The 16,184-nt window shown below is 70.2% G+C and carries 11 protein-coding genes and 1 pseudogene; 5 read left to right on the top strand and 7 right to left on the bottom strand.

Going from position 1 to position 16,184, the window contains the following annotated elements:
• The first annotated feature begins 141 nt into the window (after positions 1–141).
• Positions 142–387, top strand: coding sequence for a hypothetical protein (locus tag EER30_RS12325; RefSeq protein WP_127500524.1), 246 nt, complete (start codon positions 142–144; stop codon positions 385–387).
• A gap of 336 nt (positions 388–723) precedes the next feature.
• Positions 724–1,278, top strand: coding sequence for a Uma2 family endonuclease (locus tag EER30_RS12320; RefSeq protein WP_127500523.1), 555 nt, complete (start codon positions 724–726; stop codon positions 1,276–1,278).
• 444 nt (positions 1,279–1,722) lie between these two features.
• On the opposite strand, the gene EER30_RS12315 is transcribed toward EER30_RS12320, so the two are convergent.
• Positions 1,723–2,229, bottom strand: coding sequence for a hypothetical protein (locus EER30_RS12315; protein WP_127500522.1), 507 nt, complete (start codon positions 2,227–2,229; stop codon positions 1,723–1,725).
• 155 nt (positions 2,230–2,384) lie between these two features.
• Here EER30_RS12315 and EER30_RS12310 point away from each other — a divergent pair, with 155 nt between their 5' ends.
• Entirely contained in the window at positions 2,385–5,978 is a 3,594-nt protein-coding gene (locus EER30_RS12310; RefSeq protein WP_127500521.1) for an alpha-L-rhamnosidase, read from the top strand.
• Here the strand turns inward: EER30_RS12310 and EER30_RS12305 are convergent.
• Complete coding sequence (locus EER30_RS12305) at positions 5,951–6,394, bottom strand: OsmC family protein (RefSeq protein ID WP_127500520.1); 444 nt, start codon at positions 6,392–6,394, stop codon at positions 5,951–5,953. The genes EER30_RS12310 and EER30_RS12305 overlap by 28 nt on opposite strands.
• Before the next feature lie 105 nt (positions 6,395–6,499).
• On the opposite strand from EER30_RS12305, the gene EER30_RS12300 reads away from it, so the two are divergent.
• Entirely contained in the window at positions 6,500–7,984 is a 1,485-nt protein-coding gene (locus EER30_RS12300) for an MFS transporter (protein ID WP_127500519.1), read from the top strand.
• A gap of 51 nt (positions 7,985–8,035) precedes the next feature.
• Here the strand turns inward: EER30_RS12300 and EER30_RS12295 are convergent, their stop codons facing one another.
• The 4 genes and pseudogenes from EER30_RS12295 to EER30_RS12285 form a co-directional block, all read right to left on the bottom strand.
• Entirely contained in the window at positions 8,036–8,722 is a 687-nt protein-coding gene (locus EER30_RS12295; protein ID WP_127500518.1) for an HAD family hydrolase, read from the bottom strand.
• Between the two features lie 53 nt (positions 8,723–8,775).
• The gene (tnpB, locus tag EER30_RS12290) at positions 8,776–10,155 is read right to left on the bottom strand and encodes an IS607 family element RNA-guided endonuclease TnpB (protein WP_127500517.1); all 1,380 of its coding nucleotides are present in this window, start codon (positions 10,153–10,155) and stop codon (positions 8,776–8,778) included.
• Between the two features lie 172 nt (positions 10,156–10,327).
• Positions 10,328–10,465: a hypothetical protein gene (locus EER30_RS47010; protein WP_164842299.1), complete on the bottom strand. Its 138-nt coding sequence runs from the start codon at positions 10,463–10,465 to the stop codon at positions 10,328–10,330.
• A gap of 283 nt (positions 10,466–10,748) precedes the next feature.
• Positions 10,749–11,105 (bottom strand): annotated as a pseudogene (locus EER30_RS12285) (alpha-L-rhamnosidase-related protein); the annotation flags it as partial.
• 23 nt (positions 11,106–11,128) lie between these two features.
• On the opposite strand from EER30_RS12285, the gene EER30_RS12280 reads away from it, so the two are divergent.
• Positions 11,129–11,422 (top strand): hypothetical protein, encoded by a 294-nt coding sequence (locus tag EER30_RS12280; RefSeq protein WP_127500515.1) that lies wholly within the window; start codon positions 11,129–11,131, stop codon positions 11,420–11,422.
• 47 nt (positions 11,423–11,469) lie between these two features.
• Here EER30_RS12280 and EER30_RS12275 read toward each other — a convergent pair whose 3' ends face one another.
• Positions 11,470–16,182 carry a family 78 glycoside hydrolase catalytic domain gene (locus EER30_RS12275; RefSeq protein ID WP_205650204.1) on the bottom strand — a complete coding sequence of 1,571 codons (4,713 nt, stop codon included), beginning with the start codon at positions 16,180–16,182 and terminating at the stop codon, positions 11,470–11,472.
• Positions 16,183–16,184: the final 2 nt, after the last annotated feature.

The following is a 16,184-nucleotide window of genomic DNA, read 5'->3' as shown; positions in this document are numbered from 1 at the left end:
GTGCCATGATCGGCGCCGGGTCGGTGGTTCGCGGATGTTTGGTGTGTTGGTAGGGGTGGCTGCACCTTGGCCAGATGGCCCCGAATATGACGCTTTGTTCAGCTCGGGGGCCTGAGTGCTCTGACGGTATCGTGAGCGCTCATGGCAGTCCGTATCGATGTTTCTGCGTTTCGTAGTTCGATCCCGGCGCAGGTGGTTGCGGCCGCTGAGCGATTTTTGCAGGATGGCAGCCTCGGAGACCTGGAAGCGCTAGGTGGCGGTGCGCGAGCGGTGGTTCGCGACGGCAGGATCCGGTTCCAGCCGTGGGTGGGTGTGGTCGATCAGGCATTGATCGGGGACTGCGATGCAGGCCGGATGAGTGGCCTCGCATCGCCGAGAGAACTGTGACTTTGTGTGTTGCTGTGTAACTGGTGGTTACCGACAAGATTTCCGACAAAACTCCGACATGTTTGTCGCCGGCGGGGCGTTTCATCGCCTGACCAGGCGTAATCGGCTCCTGGTACGTCGGAAAGGGATTCTCCCCCGTGAAGTTCCCTACAAAACACCCTTGTGTGAGTTGCCTCAGGCTGGCAGCTTTGCCGGGTGCCTGGAGCTCCTCCGACTGTCCCGCGATCGATTCCGCCAGCCCCGCACCAGCCGGACAGATATGGCCCGTCACCTGCGTGGCGAGGTCGCCACCCTCGAAGGCGACAAACGGACAACATCGTCTCGTACGATGGGCGCATGAGCGCGGAGACCGTCGGCATGCACATGCCCGCCATGGTGACGCTCGACGATCTTGCGGCTATGAATGCCGCGGACCCGAACGGTCACCGATACGAGACAAGCCCTGAGGGAGTTCTGTCCGTCATGCCCCCCGCGGACTCGGAGCACGCGCAGATCGCCAGCCGCCTCTTCGCGTGGCTGATCATGGCGGGATGGCCGGCCGAGCAGGTACTTCAGGTCGCCGGCATCCGCATTCCCGGGCCGGGGCGTGACGGAGGTCGAATCCCTGACGTCAGCGTGTGGAGCAAGGTTCCGCCGCGGGCGGTCTGGTTATCGGTCGCCGAACTCCTTCTCGTTATAGAGATCGTCTCGCCGGGCTCCGAGGCAATGGACGAGGTGACCAAGCACCGTGAGTACGCCGCAGCCGGCATTCCGCAATATTGGGTCGTCGACCGGGACGACGCGTTGACGGTGACCCTGCACCAATTGTCGGCTGACTCCGCCTATATCGAACGCGCGAAGATGCCGCTCGCCTGGTTGCTGCAGACCCAGCCCGGCGACCACCTGGTCTGATACGCATACGACCTGTACCTGCAGGGCCGCCTGTCGTTCAACCGCGTCGAGGAGCACCAGTTCGCCACCGCCGACCGCGAGCGGGCGCTGCTCAGGCGCGACTACCCGCGCTCTACTCGACCCCGCAACGCCTCTGCGAGCCTGCGGGTTGAGGTCTATCCCGCTGGACCCGGCGCGGGCATTCGCCACGTGCGGCTGATCATGGTGGCGGGCGCCGTCGGGATGGCCGGAAAGGTTCTGAGCACCGGATCGTTCCGCATCTGCGGCTCGTAGATTCCGCATTTGCAGGGTGCAAAGTTCCGCAGACGGCGGCCGAAATATCCCATTCCCGGCGACTTCCGCGCGGTCAGAGCATGGTGGGTCAGCCGAGAGCGGTCAACGCCGGGCGGTCAACGCAGGACGGCAACGCAAAGCGGTCAGGGCAGAGCGGTCAGGGCGGGGCGGTCAGCGCAGGGCGGTCAGGGCGTCGGTCATGAGGGCCTTCAGCGCCGGGAGGTGCTCGCGGACGGGTTCCGGGTCGTCGAGGGGCTGGCCGGGGGCCACCGCGACCACGACGTACGCGGTGCCCGAGCGGGCGGCCAGGCAGAGTGACGACTCGGCGTACCAGGCGAAGCCGCCGTCGCCGACGTCCGGCACGACCATGTACTCGTCGCCGTCGGCGGCCCAGCCCGTCTGCTCATCGGCGGCGAACGTCTTCGACTGGTCCTCGCCGGGGAAGACCCGCCCGACGACGTACATGCCGGCGTCGGCCGAGGCCGGCGAAGAGTATTGGCAGTCGACCTGGTCGTAGGCGCCCTGGGGCCGGCCCGGGACCCACTTGCCCTTGGCCTCGATGCCGAACGGCGGCGCGGACAGCTGCGGGCAGCCCGCGGCGAACACCGGCGGCGCCTCCACCACGTCGGGCGAGCATCCTGCCAGCAACACGCAGGCCAACAGCAGAACCCGCTTCATGAGCTTCCCCCCGGTCGCACGACAGTGAGCCGGACGATAGCGGAGCTGAGGCTTGAGTCGATCAACGACTGGGCCATAACGTAAGAGGCAGCACGTATTGAAACGTATAAATACGTGTATCCCCCGCGGAGCACTCCCCCACCGAGGAGACCCCGATGATCCGAAGTCTCGTGATCGCGCTGTCCGTGGCGCTCACGGCCGTCCCCACCCCCGCCGGCGCCGCCCCAGCGCCCCCGTCGAAAGCCCTCCAGGCCGCCGCGACCCCGGCGGTCGGCCTGGATACCGCCCGCTGGATCTGGTACCCCGAGGGCGATCCCGTCCAGACCGCCCCCGCCGCGACCCGCTACCTACGCCGCACGTTCACCGCCCCGGCCGGCCCCTACACCGACGCCCAGCTCGTGGTGACCGGCGACGACACCGTCGACGTCTGGCTCAACGGCGCCTATCTGGCCGGCTCCCCTCGAACCACCGACGCGTGGCGCCAGGCCCGCTACATCGACCTCGCCTCGGAGCTGCGCCCCGGCGCCAACACCCTACGGATCGCCGCCCGCAACACCACCGCCGGCCCCGCGGGCCTGCTGGGCCGCGTCCGCATCGCCTCGGCTGCGGGCACGGTCGACCTCGTCACCGACACCGCCTGGCAGGCCGCCACCTCGGTTCCCGAGACCTGGGTGCAGGCCAAAGACCTCGGGGCGTACGGATCCGGGCCGTGGGCGGCCAACGTCGTGGCCCCGGTCGACGCCGCCTCCCCGGTGACCCTCGCCGGTCTGACCACCGAGCGGCGCACCGACCCGGTCGGCGTCGACGCCACCCAGCCGCGCTTCGGCTGGCGGCTCGTCTCGGCCGTGAACGGCCAGGTGCAGGGCCGCTACCAGGTGAACGTCGGCACGTCGCCGGGCGCGGCCGACGTCTGGGACTCCGGTGAGGTCGCGACCGGTCAGAGCGTCGACGTCGCGTACGGCGGGCCCGCCTTGGCCGGTAACCGCACCTATCACTGGCGGGTGCGGGTCTGGGACACGCAGGGCCGCCCGAGCACGTGGAGCCCGGCCGCCCGCTTCGACACCGGCCTGTTCGACGCGGCGGCCGAGTGGCAGGCGAGCTTCGTCGGCGCGCCGGTCACCGCGAGCCTGAGCGGCGCGAGCTGGATCTGGTATCCCGAGGGCGATCCGGTCAACTCCGTGCCCGCGGGTACGCGCTACTTCCGCCGTACGTTCGACCTGAGCTCGATCCCCAGCCCGGCGACGCTGGTCGTGACCGGCGACGACACGGCCGACGTCTGGGTCAACGGTTCCCGGGTCAGCGCGTCGCGCCGCGTCACCGACTCGTGGAAGCGAGCCACCACGGTGGACGTCAGTGCCCGGCTGCGGATCGGCAGCAACACGATCGCGATCGCCGGCACCAACACGACCGCCGGCCCGGCGAGCGTGGTCGCGAAAATGAACAATGTCGTCACCGACGGCAACTGGAAGAGCTCGCAGACCGGCCCGTCCGGCTGGGAGCAGCCCGGTTTCGCCGACGCGTCCTGGCCCGCCGCCCGCGTCAGCGCGCCGTTCGGCGGCGGACAGTGGGGCGCCCAGGTATCCGTCGCGGGCTTCACCCCGTACGTGGGGAAGGCCTTTGACCTGGGCAAGCCGGTCGCCCGGGCGAGGCTGTTCGCGACCGCGCTCGGGTTGCACGAGACGCTCCTGAATGGACAGCGGGTCAGCGACGAACGGCTGGCGCCGGGCTGGACCGATTACAACAAGCGCCTGCCCTACCGCGTGTATGACGTGACCGCGAAGCTGCGCACGGGCGGCAACACCATCGGGGCGCTGCTCGGCAACGGCTGGTATTCCGGCAGTCTCGGCTTCGCGGGGGCGCAGCGCTACGGCACCCAGCCGTGGTATTCGGCCCGGCTGAGCATCGAATACACCGACGGCACCCGCTCCGACGTGCGCACCGACAGTTCCTGGACGGCCGCGCCGAGCACGATCGTCGCCGACGACCTCTACCACGGTGAGGATCAGGACGCGCGTATCACCGGCACGAACGGAACGCCGGTGACGGTGCGCAGCGGCGCGCTGCCCCGGCTGGTCGCCCAGGTCGATCCGGGCGTACGGGTGCAGCAGGAGTTCCGGCCGCGCGCGATCACCCAGCCCCGGCCCGGCGTATGGATCGCCGACCTGGGACAGAACTTCGCCGGCTGGAACCGCCTGCGGGTCACCGGGCCGGCCGGCACCCGGATCACGCTGCGGCACGGCGAGATCCTGAACGCCGACGGCACCCTCTACACGACGAACCTGCGCGCCGCCCAGGCCACCGACACGTTCACGCTGGCCGGCACCGGCGCACCCGAGGTCTTCGAACCGCGGTTCACCGTTCACGGCTACCGGTACGTCGAGCTGACCGGCTTCCCGGGCACGCCGACCGCGGACAGCCTCACCGGGCTGGCCGCCTGGACCGACGGGGCCGAGACCGGCACGTTCACCACCAGCGACCCGATGGTGAACCAGATTCAGCACAACATCCTGTGGGGTGCGCGCTCGAACCTGCTGACCATCCCGACCGACTGCCCGCAGCGCGACGAGCGGCTCGGCTGGACCGGCGACATCGCGTCGTTCGCGGCCACGTCGACGTTCGGCTTCGACACGCACGGGCTGCTGACCAAGTTCGTCGACGACATGGTCGACGCGCAGCGCTCCGACGGCGCGTTCACCGACGTGGCGCCGGCCGTGATCGACGGCGCGGGCAAGGCCGGGTGGGCCGACGCGGGCGTCATCGTGCCGTACACGATCTGGCAGCGCTACGGCGATCTCGCCCCGGCCGACCGGAACTTCGCGGCCCTGGCGAGATACGTCGACTACCTGCGCTCGACCGCGGGGACCGACCTGATCCGCGACCACGAGACGTTCGGCGACTGGCTCAACGTCGACGACGGCACCCCCAACAACGTCAGCAGTACGGCGTTCTTCGGCTGGTCGGCGCGCCTGGTCTCCCGGATAGCGGCGGCCACCGGGCGTACGGCCGAGGCAAGCACGTACGGCACGCTGGCCGACCGCATCGCGGCCGCGTTCACCAGCCGGTTCGTCGCCGCCGACGGCACGGTGGGCAACAACAGCCAGACCGGATATGTGCTGGCGCTCGGCTTCGGGCTGGTGCCGTCGGAGCGCACCCAGGCGGTGGCCGACAAACTCGCGGCGAAGGTCGACGCGCGCGGCGGGCACCTGTCGGTGGGCTTCATGGGCGTGGAGAACCTGCTGCCGGTGCTGGCCGATCACGGGCACGCCGACACCGCGTACCGCATTCTGCAGCAACCGACCTATCCCGGCTGGGGCTACATGAACTCGCGCGGCGCGACCACGATCTGGGAGCGCTGGGACGGCATCCGCACCGACGGCACGCTGCAGGACCCGGGCATGAACTCGTTCAACCACTACGGGCTCGGCTCGGTCGGCGACTGGCTCTACCGCTCGGTCGGCGGCGTCGGCCCGGCCTCGCCCGGCTATCGTCAGGCGCTCATCGCGCCGAAACCCGGCGGCACGCTCACGGCCGCGTCGTCGTCGCTGCGCACACCGTACGGGGTGACGAGCTCGTCCTGGAGCCGGAGCGGAACGACCACCACGTTGACCGTGGTCGTCCCGCCGAACGCGACGGCGACCGTCCGCCTTCCCGGCACGGCCCTCAGCACCCCGGCCGAGGCCGTCCCGCAGGAGCCGGGCCGCTACACGCTCCCGTCCGGCAGCTACTCGTTCTCTTTCGCCTCCGCCTGATACGTCGCCACCGGCGTTCCGGGCTCGACGGTGCGGGTGACCGTGCACAACCGGTCGTGCGACTGCTGAAGCAGGCGGGGCACGACCTCCCGCGCACGGTCCCCGTCCACCCCCTCGGGGTACGTCACCGACAGCTCGACCTCGAGGTTGTCGAGACGGTTGGCGCCGGCCTCGTCCTTGATCTTGTCGCCGCGCACGGTGACCAGGAACCGGGTCGGCTCGGCCCGGCGGCTGGCGACCAGGTCGACGTCGATGCCGGTGCAGCCGCCGAGCGCGGCCAGGAACAGCTCGACCGGGCTGAACCGCTCGTCGTCGCCGGTGCCCAGCGGGATGACCCCGCCCCGCACGTTGCGCACCTCGTATTCGCCGACCGCGGTGCGCTCGACCTCGACCGACCGAAGGTTCTCGTGACTCATGAGAGGAACGCTACGCGATCAGATGTGACGTAAGCGACCGTTTACTTACGCCCCCGAGGAGCGATAATAAGTCAGCACACGTTTACATCTAGCCTCGGGAACACGATGACTCAGACCATCGAGGAAGGCGCCGACACCCGAACCAAGGGCGGCGGCCTTCTGGTCCTCTACCTGGCCCTGGGCGGCCTGGCGTTCGCGGTGCTCCAGTCGCTCGTCTCGCCCGCGCTGGCCACCATCGGGCACGAGCTCAACGCCTCCACCAGCGACGTCAGCTGGGTCGTCACCGCCTACCTGCTCTCCGCGTCGGTGCTCACGCCGATCCTCGGGCGCCTCGGTGACATCGCCGGCAAGCGCAAGGTCCTGATCGGGGTCCTGGCCGTCTTGGCCGTCGGCACCGTGGTCGCCGCGATGGCCTCCAGCCTGGCCGTGCTGATCATCGGCCGGGTGCTGCAGGGTGCGGCCGGCGCGATCCTGCCGCTGTCGATCGGCATGGTCCGCGACGAGCTGCCCCGCGAGCGGGTCTCCACCACGGTCGGGCTGATCTCGGCGATCTTCGGCGTCGGCGCCGGTATCGGCATCGTGGCCGCCGGCCCGATCGTCGAGCACCTCTCCTGGCACTGGCTGTTCTGGCTGCCGCTCGTGCTGGTCGTCATCGCCCTGATCGGCGCGATCTTCGGCATGAAGGAGTCCGCGGTCCGCACGCCCGGCAAGCTGGACGTGCTCGGCGCCGGCATCCTGTCGATCTCGCTGGTCGCGCTGCTGCTGGCCATCAGCAAGGGCCAATCGTGGGGCTGGGGCGAGCCGATGACGCTGGGCCTGATGGCGCTGGGCGCGCTCGGACTTCTCGCCTTCGTGCTGGTCGAGCTGCGGGTCGCCGAGCCGCTCATCGACATGAAGCTGATGCGGGTACGCGGCGTGTGGGCCACCGACCTGGTCGCGCTGATCCTCGGCTTCGCCATGTTCGGTACGTTCCTGCTCGTCCCGACCCTGCTTCAGCTTCCCGCGATCACCGGGTACGGCTTCGGCAAGTCAGTCTCGCAGGCCGGGCTGTTCCTGCTCCCGACCGTCGTCATGATGGTCATCTTCGGTCCGCTGGCCGGCATCCTGAACCGCAAGTACGGCCCGAAGCTGCCGATGTTCCTCGGCGCGGTCTTCGTCGTCGCCGCGTTCACCCTGCCCGCCCTCGCCCACGGCCAGCTCTGGCAGGTGCTGGCGTCGGGCATCCTGACCGGCGCGGGCATCGGCTTCGCGTTCGCGGCGATGTCCAACGCGATCATCGAGTCGGTCCCGGCGTCACAGACCGGCGAGGCCACCAGCGTCAACACCATCGCCCGTACGATCGGCAGCTCCATCGGCACCGCGGTCGTCGCGGCCGTCATCACCTCGAACACGACGCCGCAGGGCCTGCCCACGGATGCCGCGTTCACCAACGGCTTCTGGGTGTGCGCCGCCGTGGCCGTCCTCGCGGTCTTCGCCGCGCTCGCCCTGCCCCGCGCTCACAAGCGTCATGAGGAGGCCGAGGCGGCCGGGGTCGACGACCTCCCGCCCGAGCCCGACGAGATCCACCTGCTGCACCGCTCGAACGCCTGACGATCATCGGAAGCCGTGGGCGCCGAACCTGGCGCTCACGGCTTCCGTCCGTCAACCCGCCGCGTGGTTCACCAAGCCGGGAAGTTCGGCCATGTCGGTGAAGATGTGGGTGGCGCCCGCGTCCAGCAACGCCTGGGCCGGGTGGTGGGCCGGGCTGTCCGGCGGGCAGAAACCGAAGACGGTCGCCCCCGCCGCCACCCCCGCCGTCACGCCGGGAACCGTGTCCTCGACGACCGCGCACCGCGCCGGGTCGACCCCCAGGAACGCGGCCGCGGCCAGGTAGACGTCGGGGGCGGGCTTGCTGCGGGCCTGGTCCATGCCGCTGAACATCTTGCCCGCGAAGACCTCGTCGAGGCCCACCTTGCCGAGCTGCAACCGCACCTTGCCGAGATCGGCCCCGCTGGCACAGGCGATCTTGCCGGCCATCAACTCGTCGATCTTGTGCACGGCCGCCACCGCCCCGGGGATCGGCTCGAGCGACGCCACGAGCGCCTCGTTGCGCCGACGCCGGAACTCGTCCAGCCACTCGTCGGTGACGACGAAACCGGTGTGCGCGGTGATGATCGCGGTCTCGTCGCGCAGCGCCCGCCCGACGAACAGCCGGAAACTGTCGTCCGCGCTGATCTGCCAGCCGAGCTCGTGCAGCATCGAGCGCAGCACCCCGTTCGTGATGCTTTCGGAGTCGACCAGGACCCCGTCGCAGTCGAACAGGACGGCGTGGAACGAACCTTGAGGCATGGCCGCGACCCTACTACCGGCCGCGACGCACACCAGAAAACCGCCGTTACCTCTCAGTGTGCTTTGGTCAGCACATGATCGGTTGTCCTGCCTTGCGGCGGGACGGTCCCGGTCTGACCGACTGATGTCGTGCCGGGTTCACGCTTCACAGCCACCTGCCCGCATACGCGGGTCTTCTGGTCGGCTCCACGTGCTGCCACCGAGCCACTCCCGGCGGTGTCGAACAGTGCCGCGAGGGCGGCGAGGTTCAGGGCGGCGTTACGGTCCCGGTCGAGGACCAGCCCGCACGCCTCACAACGGTATTCACGCTCGGACAGGCCCAGCTTGGTTTTCACCGTGCCACAGGCCGAGCAGGTTTTGGAGGACGGATACCAGCGGTCGGCCACGACGAGCCGGCCGCCGTTCCACGAAATCTTGTAGGCCAGTTGCCGCCGGAGTTCGGCGAACCCGGCGTCGGCGATATGCCGGGCCAGCCGCCGGTTGGTGAGCATGCCGGCGACGTTGAGATCTTCGATCACCATCGTGCCGTACGTCGCGGCCAACTTGCTGGTGAGCTTGTGGATGGTGTCGCGGCGCAGATGAGTGACCCGGGCGTGCGCCCGGCCGAGCCGCGCCGCCGCACGCTGCCAGCGTTGTGACGGACGCTGTCCGGTCCTGCGGTCGGGCCCGGCCTTGCGGGACAGGGCCCGGCCCAGCGCTCGCAGCCGGGTCTGTGCGGCGGCCAGGTGGCGTGGATTCGGCACGGGATCGCCGGTGGACAATACGGCCAGGTGCTTGATCCCGACGTCCACGCCGACCGTCGCGCCAGGCCGGGCCGGGGTTCGTTCGGCTCGGTCGACTTCGACGGTGAACGACACGTGCCAGCGCCCGCCGTCGCGGCGTACTGTGGCGGACAGGATCCGGGCGGTGCCGGCCTCGAGGCGGCGGGCGAGTTTACGGGCCGATTCGTGCAGCTTCAACCGGCCCATCCGGGGCAGCACCACATGTTTGCGGTCCGGCTCGACCCGGATCGCCCCGGTCGTGAACCGCACACTCGGGGTGGTGCGGCGGCGTGCCTTGAATCCTGGGAACCCGATCGCGCGACCTGCACGTTTGCCCGTCCGGGAATCAGCCCAGTTCCTCAACCCACGGGCCAAAGCGTCCAGGCCGGTGTTGAACGCTTCCTTGGACACCTCGCCCCACCACGGCGCCACCTCAGGCTTGACCGCGTTCCACATCTTGCGTAGCCCGGCGAGGGACCACGACACCGCCGGGGTCAGCAGCTCGTCGGGCACCCCGTACGAGCGTTCCGCGGCCCGCTGACCCATCACCGCCTTGACCCTCGCCAGCGCCCAGTTGTGGGCGACCCGGGCCGCCCCAGCGTGCGCGAGCATATTGCGGTGCTGGCGGGGTGTCAGGTCGAGGGCGAACCGGTAGGCCTGGATCGTCTTCACCTCAAGCCATCCCCGGTGAGGACCGCGACCGTACGGTGAGCCCGGCCCGCAGCAGCCCGACGACCGTACAACCTGGCGTACAACGAAGTCGTGGCCTCCGTAACGTCGCACACCAGGTCGCCGTAGGCCTCGGCCAGGGCGACAACCAGCAGACGGCGGCGGCCCTGCGCGGTCACGACAGCCGCGACACTTCAGTGACAACTTGGTCAACGGCCTGACCAGCCTGCAACGCAACCTTGAACCAACCGTCGACATCACGGCCCGGCACCGAGATCGCAGATGCGAAACCGGAACAAACACTCTCGCTCACGGTTCCCCCCTTTCCGCTCCCTCCATCGAAGCGAAAACAGTCTCCCCAGTCGCACGACCACTAGTCAAGAGGCATATTGCCATTCGCCTAGGGCTTGGCATGCGACGCCACCGCGCGGCCCCGTACGAATTTCCAGCGGCCGCTGTGCCCGCACCTTTAAACACACCGCCACTATTGCCGGTCAATGAGCACTTCCGACTATCGGCAGGTGAGTAGACGACACCCCGCGACGGACAGTCCTTGTTCAACAGCAGCCGGTACGTGATGGCGAAGTCTGCCGGTGTCACTGAGCCCCCGGGGGCAGGTCGGGCGTGCCGAGAAAGCCGATCGACAGGTGGTAGCCATGCGCCGCGACGTTGTCCGCGAGCTGCTTGCCCGCGGCCGCACGCCGTTCCGCCGGGACTAAACCTATGCTCAAGGCCAGCACGCACGCGGCCTGGCTGACGCCCTGGACCTTGCCGTCGCCCGAGACGTACGGCGTAGCGAACCGCCTCGGATACGGCGGTGGCCCGGTTGCCGTACTTCGTGGCGCCCTCGGTGCGGCCAGCGCGGCGGCCATTTCCGCGAACAACCGCGTGCTGTACGCCGCGCCGATGAAACGGCGGGGGGTCGGGTCGTTCAGGTTCAGCCAGTCCAGGTACTGGCCGTCGTTCGGGCGTCGACGTGACTACGCAGGCCGGCGCGGTCGAGGCCACCGCCATCACCGGCGACCGGATCACCGTACAGACCAAGGCCGGCGCCACCGAGCTCGACTTCGCCGAGCCGCCCGCCGCCGTGGTCACCGAGACCGAGCTGGGCGCGGTCCGCCTGCGCGTGCCCCCCGGCGTCGCGTACGCCGTCTCGGTCGGCACCGACGTCGGCGGAAGTGAGATCAAAGTCGACCAGGACGCCGCCTCGAAACACCGGATCGACGTGCGCACCCGAGTGGGCGCCGTCAAGATCGAGCACTTGCGGTGACGACGAGAGGGCCGTGGGCGGCGCGTTCGCCGCCCACGGCCCGTGACTCAGCCGGTGGTGACCGGCAGCGACCAGACGTCAGCGATCGACGGGTCGTAGTTGCGGCCCTCCGCGTCCTCCTGGAAGCGGACCCGCACCGTGCCGTCGGCGGTCAGGTCAGCCCGGTCCACGAGGATCTGATAGCCGACCGTGCCCTCCCCGGTCGCCGTACGGCGGTAGGAGCGGGCGTGGACCGGGACGCCGTCGACCAGGATGTCGTAGTCCTTGACCTGCGGCTGGTTGTAGGTCTCGACCGTGCGCAGCAGGAACGGCTGCCCGGGCGGGACCGCCAGGTCGAACTCGAAGTAGCCACCGGCCACACCCTGCTGGGTGTAGCGCCGGGTCAGACCGGCCTCCGTGTTGGTGCCCGACTGCGCCGACGCCGTGAGCCTGTGCGCCTGCTCCGAGGCGCCGTTGCCCAGGTCGGCGTGGTCCAGCGCACCGGGCGGCGGCACCTCGACCACGACCCGCACGTCGACCCCGGCTGTCGCGCCACCGGCGGTCGCCGTCAGCGTGACCGCGCCCTCGGTGACGCTCAGTGGCGCGGTGACCGGCGCGACTACCGTGCGCTCCTGACCGGCCGCCAGGTCATAGGTCCGATCACCGGCGGACCAGCTGACCTTCAGATCGCCCTGGGCCCGCAGAGTCGAGCGGTTGCGCAGCACCACGCTGACCTCGGTCGTACCGCCCGGAATTACCGAACCCGAAGCCGCCGTGACCTTGGTGATCTCGATCGCGGGCGCGACCGTGATCGAGGCGGCCAGGGGCAGGGTGGCCGAACCGATCAGCCGCTGATAGCTGACGGTCCCGGCCAGGTCCACCGAGCCGGGTTGCTGACCCGAACCGATGCGTACGTCGTAGAACGCGCTCACCGTGCCACCGGGCCGAACCGTCGTCGCCGGAGCCGGCCCCACCCGCGTCGACGTCCAGCCCGCCGGAGCCGGCAGACCGATGCGAACGTCCGTGAGCGGCGCGCTGCCCTTGTTCTGCAACTTGGCCTCGACCCGCACGACGTCGCCGGGCACGAGATCCCCGGCCGGCACACCGAGCGAGGCCACCGCACCCACCAGCGCCGCCGACACCCGCGACAGCCGGGTGCGTACGTCGGTCAGCTTCGCCCGGATCTCGGTCGCGGCCGGCTCGGCGAGGCGCTTGCGGCCCAGCTCGGTGCCGACCCAGCGGTCGAGGTCGGCCGCCGTGGCCAGCGCGAGATGCACGGTGGTGGCGGTGCCCGCCGGCGAGGCCGTGCCGTAGCCACGGTCCGCGGCCTCGGTCGTGACCACCAGAGCCTTGGCCAGCAGGGTCGCCACCGGCCACGCGCAGCGGTTCGGGCGCCGGTCGGCGGCGGAACCTTCGGTGATCAGATCGGCCACCGCCGCCGCCGCGACCCGCGACTCGCCCAGGTCGCCGCGCACGCTGTCGACCGCGAACCGGTACGTGCCCGAGCCCACGGTGAACACCGCGTTGCCGCCGGCCATCTTCACGAACTTCACGCCGTCGGCCTGCGCGGACGGCTTGCCGCCCTCGGTGACCGCCCAGCGGCTGGCCGCCGGGATCTCCACGGTCGCCGTCGTGTTCCCGGGCACGGTCACGTCGAGCGACATCTGCCCGGCCGCGTCGAGCTTCCAGCCGCTCGCGATCTGGCCGTACCGGGAACGGTAGGTGGCCTTGGCCGAGGTGAGCCCGCCGCCCGGCTTCGGCGCGATCGTGAAGTGCTTGAATCCGGGGGCCGCGTCGTCCGGCTGCAGACCGCCGATCGTCCGGTACATCCAGTCGCCCACCGCCCCGTACGCGTAGTGGTTGAAGGAGTTCATGCCGACGTCGCCGAAGCTGCCGTCCGGCTTGATCGAGTCCCAGCGCTCCCAGACCGTGGTGGCGCCGCGCGCGATCTCGTAGCCCCACGACGGATAGTCCTTGTTCAGCAGCAGCCGGTACGCGATGTCGAGGCTGCCGGTGTCGCTGAGCGCCGGGAGCAGGTCGGGCGTGCCGAGGAACCCGGTCGACAGGTGATAGCCGCGCTCGGCCACCTTCGCCGCGAGCTGCCTCCCCGCGGCCGCACGCCGTTCCGCCGGGACAAGACCCATGCTCAGGGCCAGCACGTACGCGGTCTGGCTGTCGCCCTGGACCTTGCCGTCGGCCGAGACGTACGCCGCGGCGAACGCGCCGGTGACCGCGGTGGCCCGGTTGCCGTACTTCGTGGCGTCGTCGGTGCGGCCCAGCGCGGCGGCCATTTCCGCGAACAACCGGGTGCTGTACGCCGCATACGCCGTGCCGATGACACCGGCCGGGGTCGGGTCGTCCAGGTTCAACCAGTCCAGGTACGGGCCGGCGTTCGGGCGCAGCAGGCCGTCGCTGGTCGCCTGCACGTAGTCGATGTAGCGCCGCATGGAGTCGTAGTGCTCGGCCAGCACCTTCGTGTCGCCGTAGCGCTTCCAGAGGACGTACGGGACGGTGATCCCGGCGTCGGCCCAGCCGGACGCGCCGTCGCCGCAGCACTGCCTAGGAGCCACATCCGGGTACGCCCCGTTGGCTGACTGGGCGTCGCGCAGGTCGGCCAGCCACTTGGTGAGGAAGCTGAGCGAGTCCATGTTGAACGTCGCGGTCTCGGCGAAGACGTTGATGTCACCGGTCCAGCCGAGCCGCTCGTCGCGGGCCGGGGTGTCGGTCGGGACGGACAGGAAGTTGCCCCGCTGCCCCCACACGATGTTGCTCTGCAGTTGGTTGACCATCGGATCTGAGGTGATCAGATCGCCCGAGAAGGGGGCCGCCGTGCCCATCACGCGCCCGGTCACCGTCGACAGCGTCGGCGTGCCGGGGAAACCGGTCAGCTCCACGTAACGGAAGCCGTGGAACGTGAACCGGGGCTCGTAGACCTCGGCGCCGCTGCCGTCGAGCGTGTAGTAATCCGTGGCCTGCGCGGTGCGGAGGTTCGCTGTGTAGACCGTGCCGTCCGGGTTCAGCACCTCGGCGTGCCGGATCCGCACGGTCTGCCCGGCGGTGCCGCTGACCCGCAGCCGCGTCGCGCCGACCATGTTCTGGCCGAGGTCGAACACCCACACGCCCGGCTTCGGCTGGGTCAGGGTCTTCGCGGCCAGCTCCTGGGTCACCTTCACGGGCGGGTCGACCTGCGCGATCAACGGTTGGGTCAGAGCGGTCGTACGCACCGTGGCCGCGGACCAGGCGGCGTCGTCGAACGCCGAGCCCCGCCAGCCTTGCGGTTCGAGGCGGGCGTCGTACGTCTCGCCGTGGACGTTGTCGGCCCGCAGCACGGGACCGTCGGCCGAACGCCAGGTGCCGTCGGTGCCGATCGTCTGCGAGGTGCCGTCGGTGTAGTCGATGCGCAGTTCGGCGAGCAGTTCGGGCCGCTCGCCGTAGAGCTTGTCGCCGAACCAGCCGATCGAGCCGGAATACCAGCCGTCGCCGAGCATCGCGCCGATCGTGTTGGTGCCCGCGACGAGCTGGTCGGTGACGTCGAAGGTCTGGTACTGGACGCGCTTGGTGTAGTCGGTCCAGCCGGGGGCGAGCTGGTGGTCGCCGACCTTGCGGCCGTTGAGCGACAGCTCGTAGACGCCGAGCGCGGTCGAGTAGACGCGCGCCCGGCTGACCTTGCGGTCGACCGGGAACTCGCGGCGCAGCAACGGTTTTCCGGCCGGGTCGGCCAGCAGCGTCTCGAGGTTGCCGGTCACTTCGAGGCCCGTGGGCGTCAGCGTGCCGGCGGTGAACGGGTTGGTCTTGGTGAGGTCGGCGTCGACCTCGGTCTTCCCGCCGACGGTGAGCTTGACCGAGTGGACGACGGCCGTCTCGGTGCCCGACGTGCGCAGCCCGATGGTTCCGGTCGTCCGCCGGCTGTCGACGGTGGTGTCGACCTGGACGCCGTCGACGAACGTCTTGATGGTCGTGCCGGCGGTCTCGATCCGCAGATCGTGCGGCTTGTTGAAGTCGCCCGGCGCGATCGGGACCGGCACCTCCTTGAGCAACTGCCAACTGCCACCCACGCGTACGTGGGGTCGCAGCACCGGAACGTTGCCGAAGTTCGCGAGCTGCCACATGTACGCGTCGTTGACGCCCTTGGCCCGGAAGAAGACGCCGGCCGCGTCGCGCGTGACGGTCAGCCGCAGGTCAACCGTGTAGTCGGACCAGGAGGCGCTGGGCCGCTCCCGCCCGATCCACTTCGCGTGCCAGTCCTCGGGCTTCAGCAGGCCCGTCTCCCACCACGACGGCTCGCTCCACGCCGAGGCACGGCCGTCGGCGTCCCAGACCCGCACCTGCCAGTGATAGCGGGTGGCCGAGGTCAGGGCGGGGCCACCGTACGCGACCTGGGTCGACTCGGCGCCCGCGGTGCGGCCGCTGTCCCACACGTCGGGGCGGCTCAGCTTGGCGGCGGTGGAGGCCACGCGAACCTGGTACGCGGACTGGACGACGCCGCGCCGGTTCGAGCTGATCAGCCAGCCGAGTCGCGGAGCCGGGGTGTCGATGCCGAGAGCACCGGAGACGCCTTCGACGGTGAGGCCGTTGGCGGTGGGCGCCGGGCCCGCCGCCGCAGACGCGCCGCGTGCGGTCGCGGTCGGGCCGGCCGCCGCGGACACGCCTCGCGCGGTCGCGGTCGGGCCGGTGCGCGCGGCCGCGGTGGCAGCGGCCGGGGTGGCGAGGGCCGCCGAGGCCAGCGTCACTATCGCGAGGAGGTGGGTAGCCGCCCTGCGGGCGAACAGGTGACGTTTCAAGT

The sequence above is a fragment of the Actinoplanes solisilvae genome, from assembly GCF_003999975.1.
Classification (GTDB): domain Bacteria; phylum Actinomycetota; class Actinomycetes; order Mycobacteriales; family Micromonosporaceae; genus Actinoplanes; species Actinoplanes solisilvae.
Note: the sequence above shows the minus strand (reverse complement) of the source record. Positions and strands in the feature narration are given on the sequence as shown.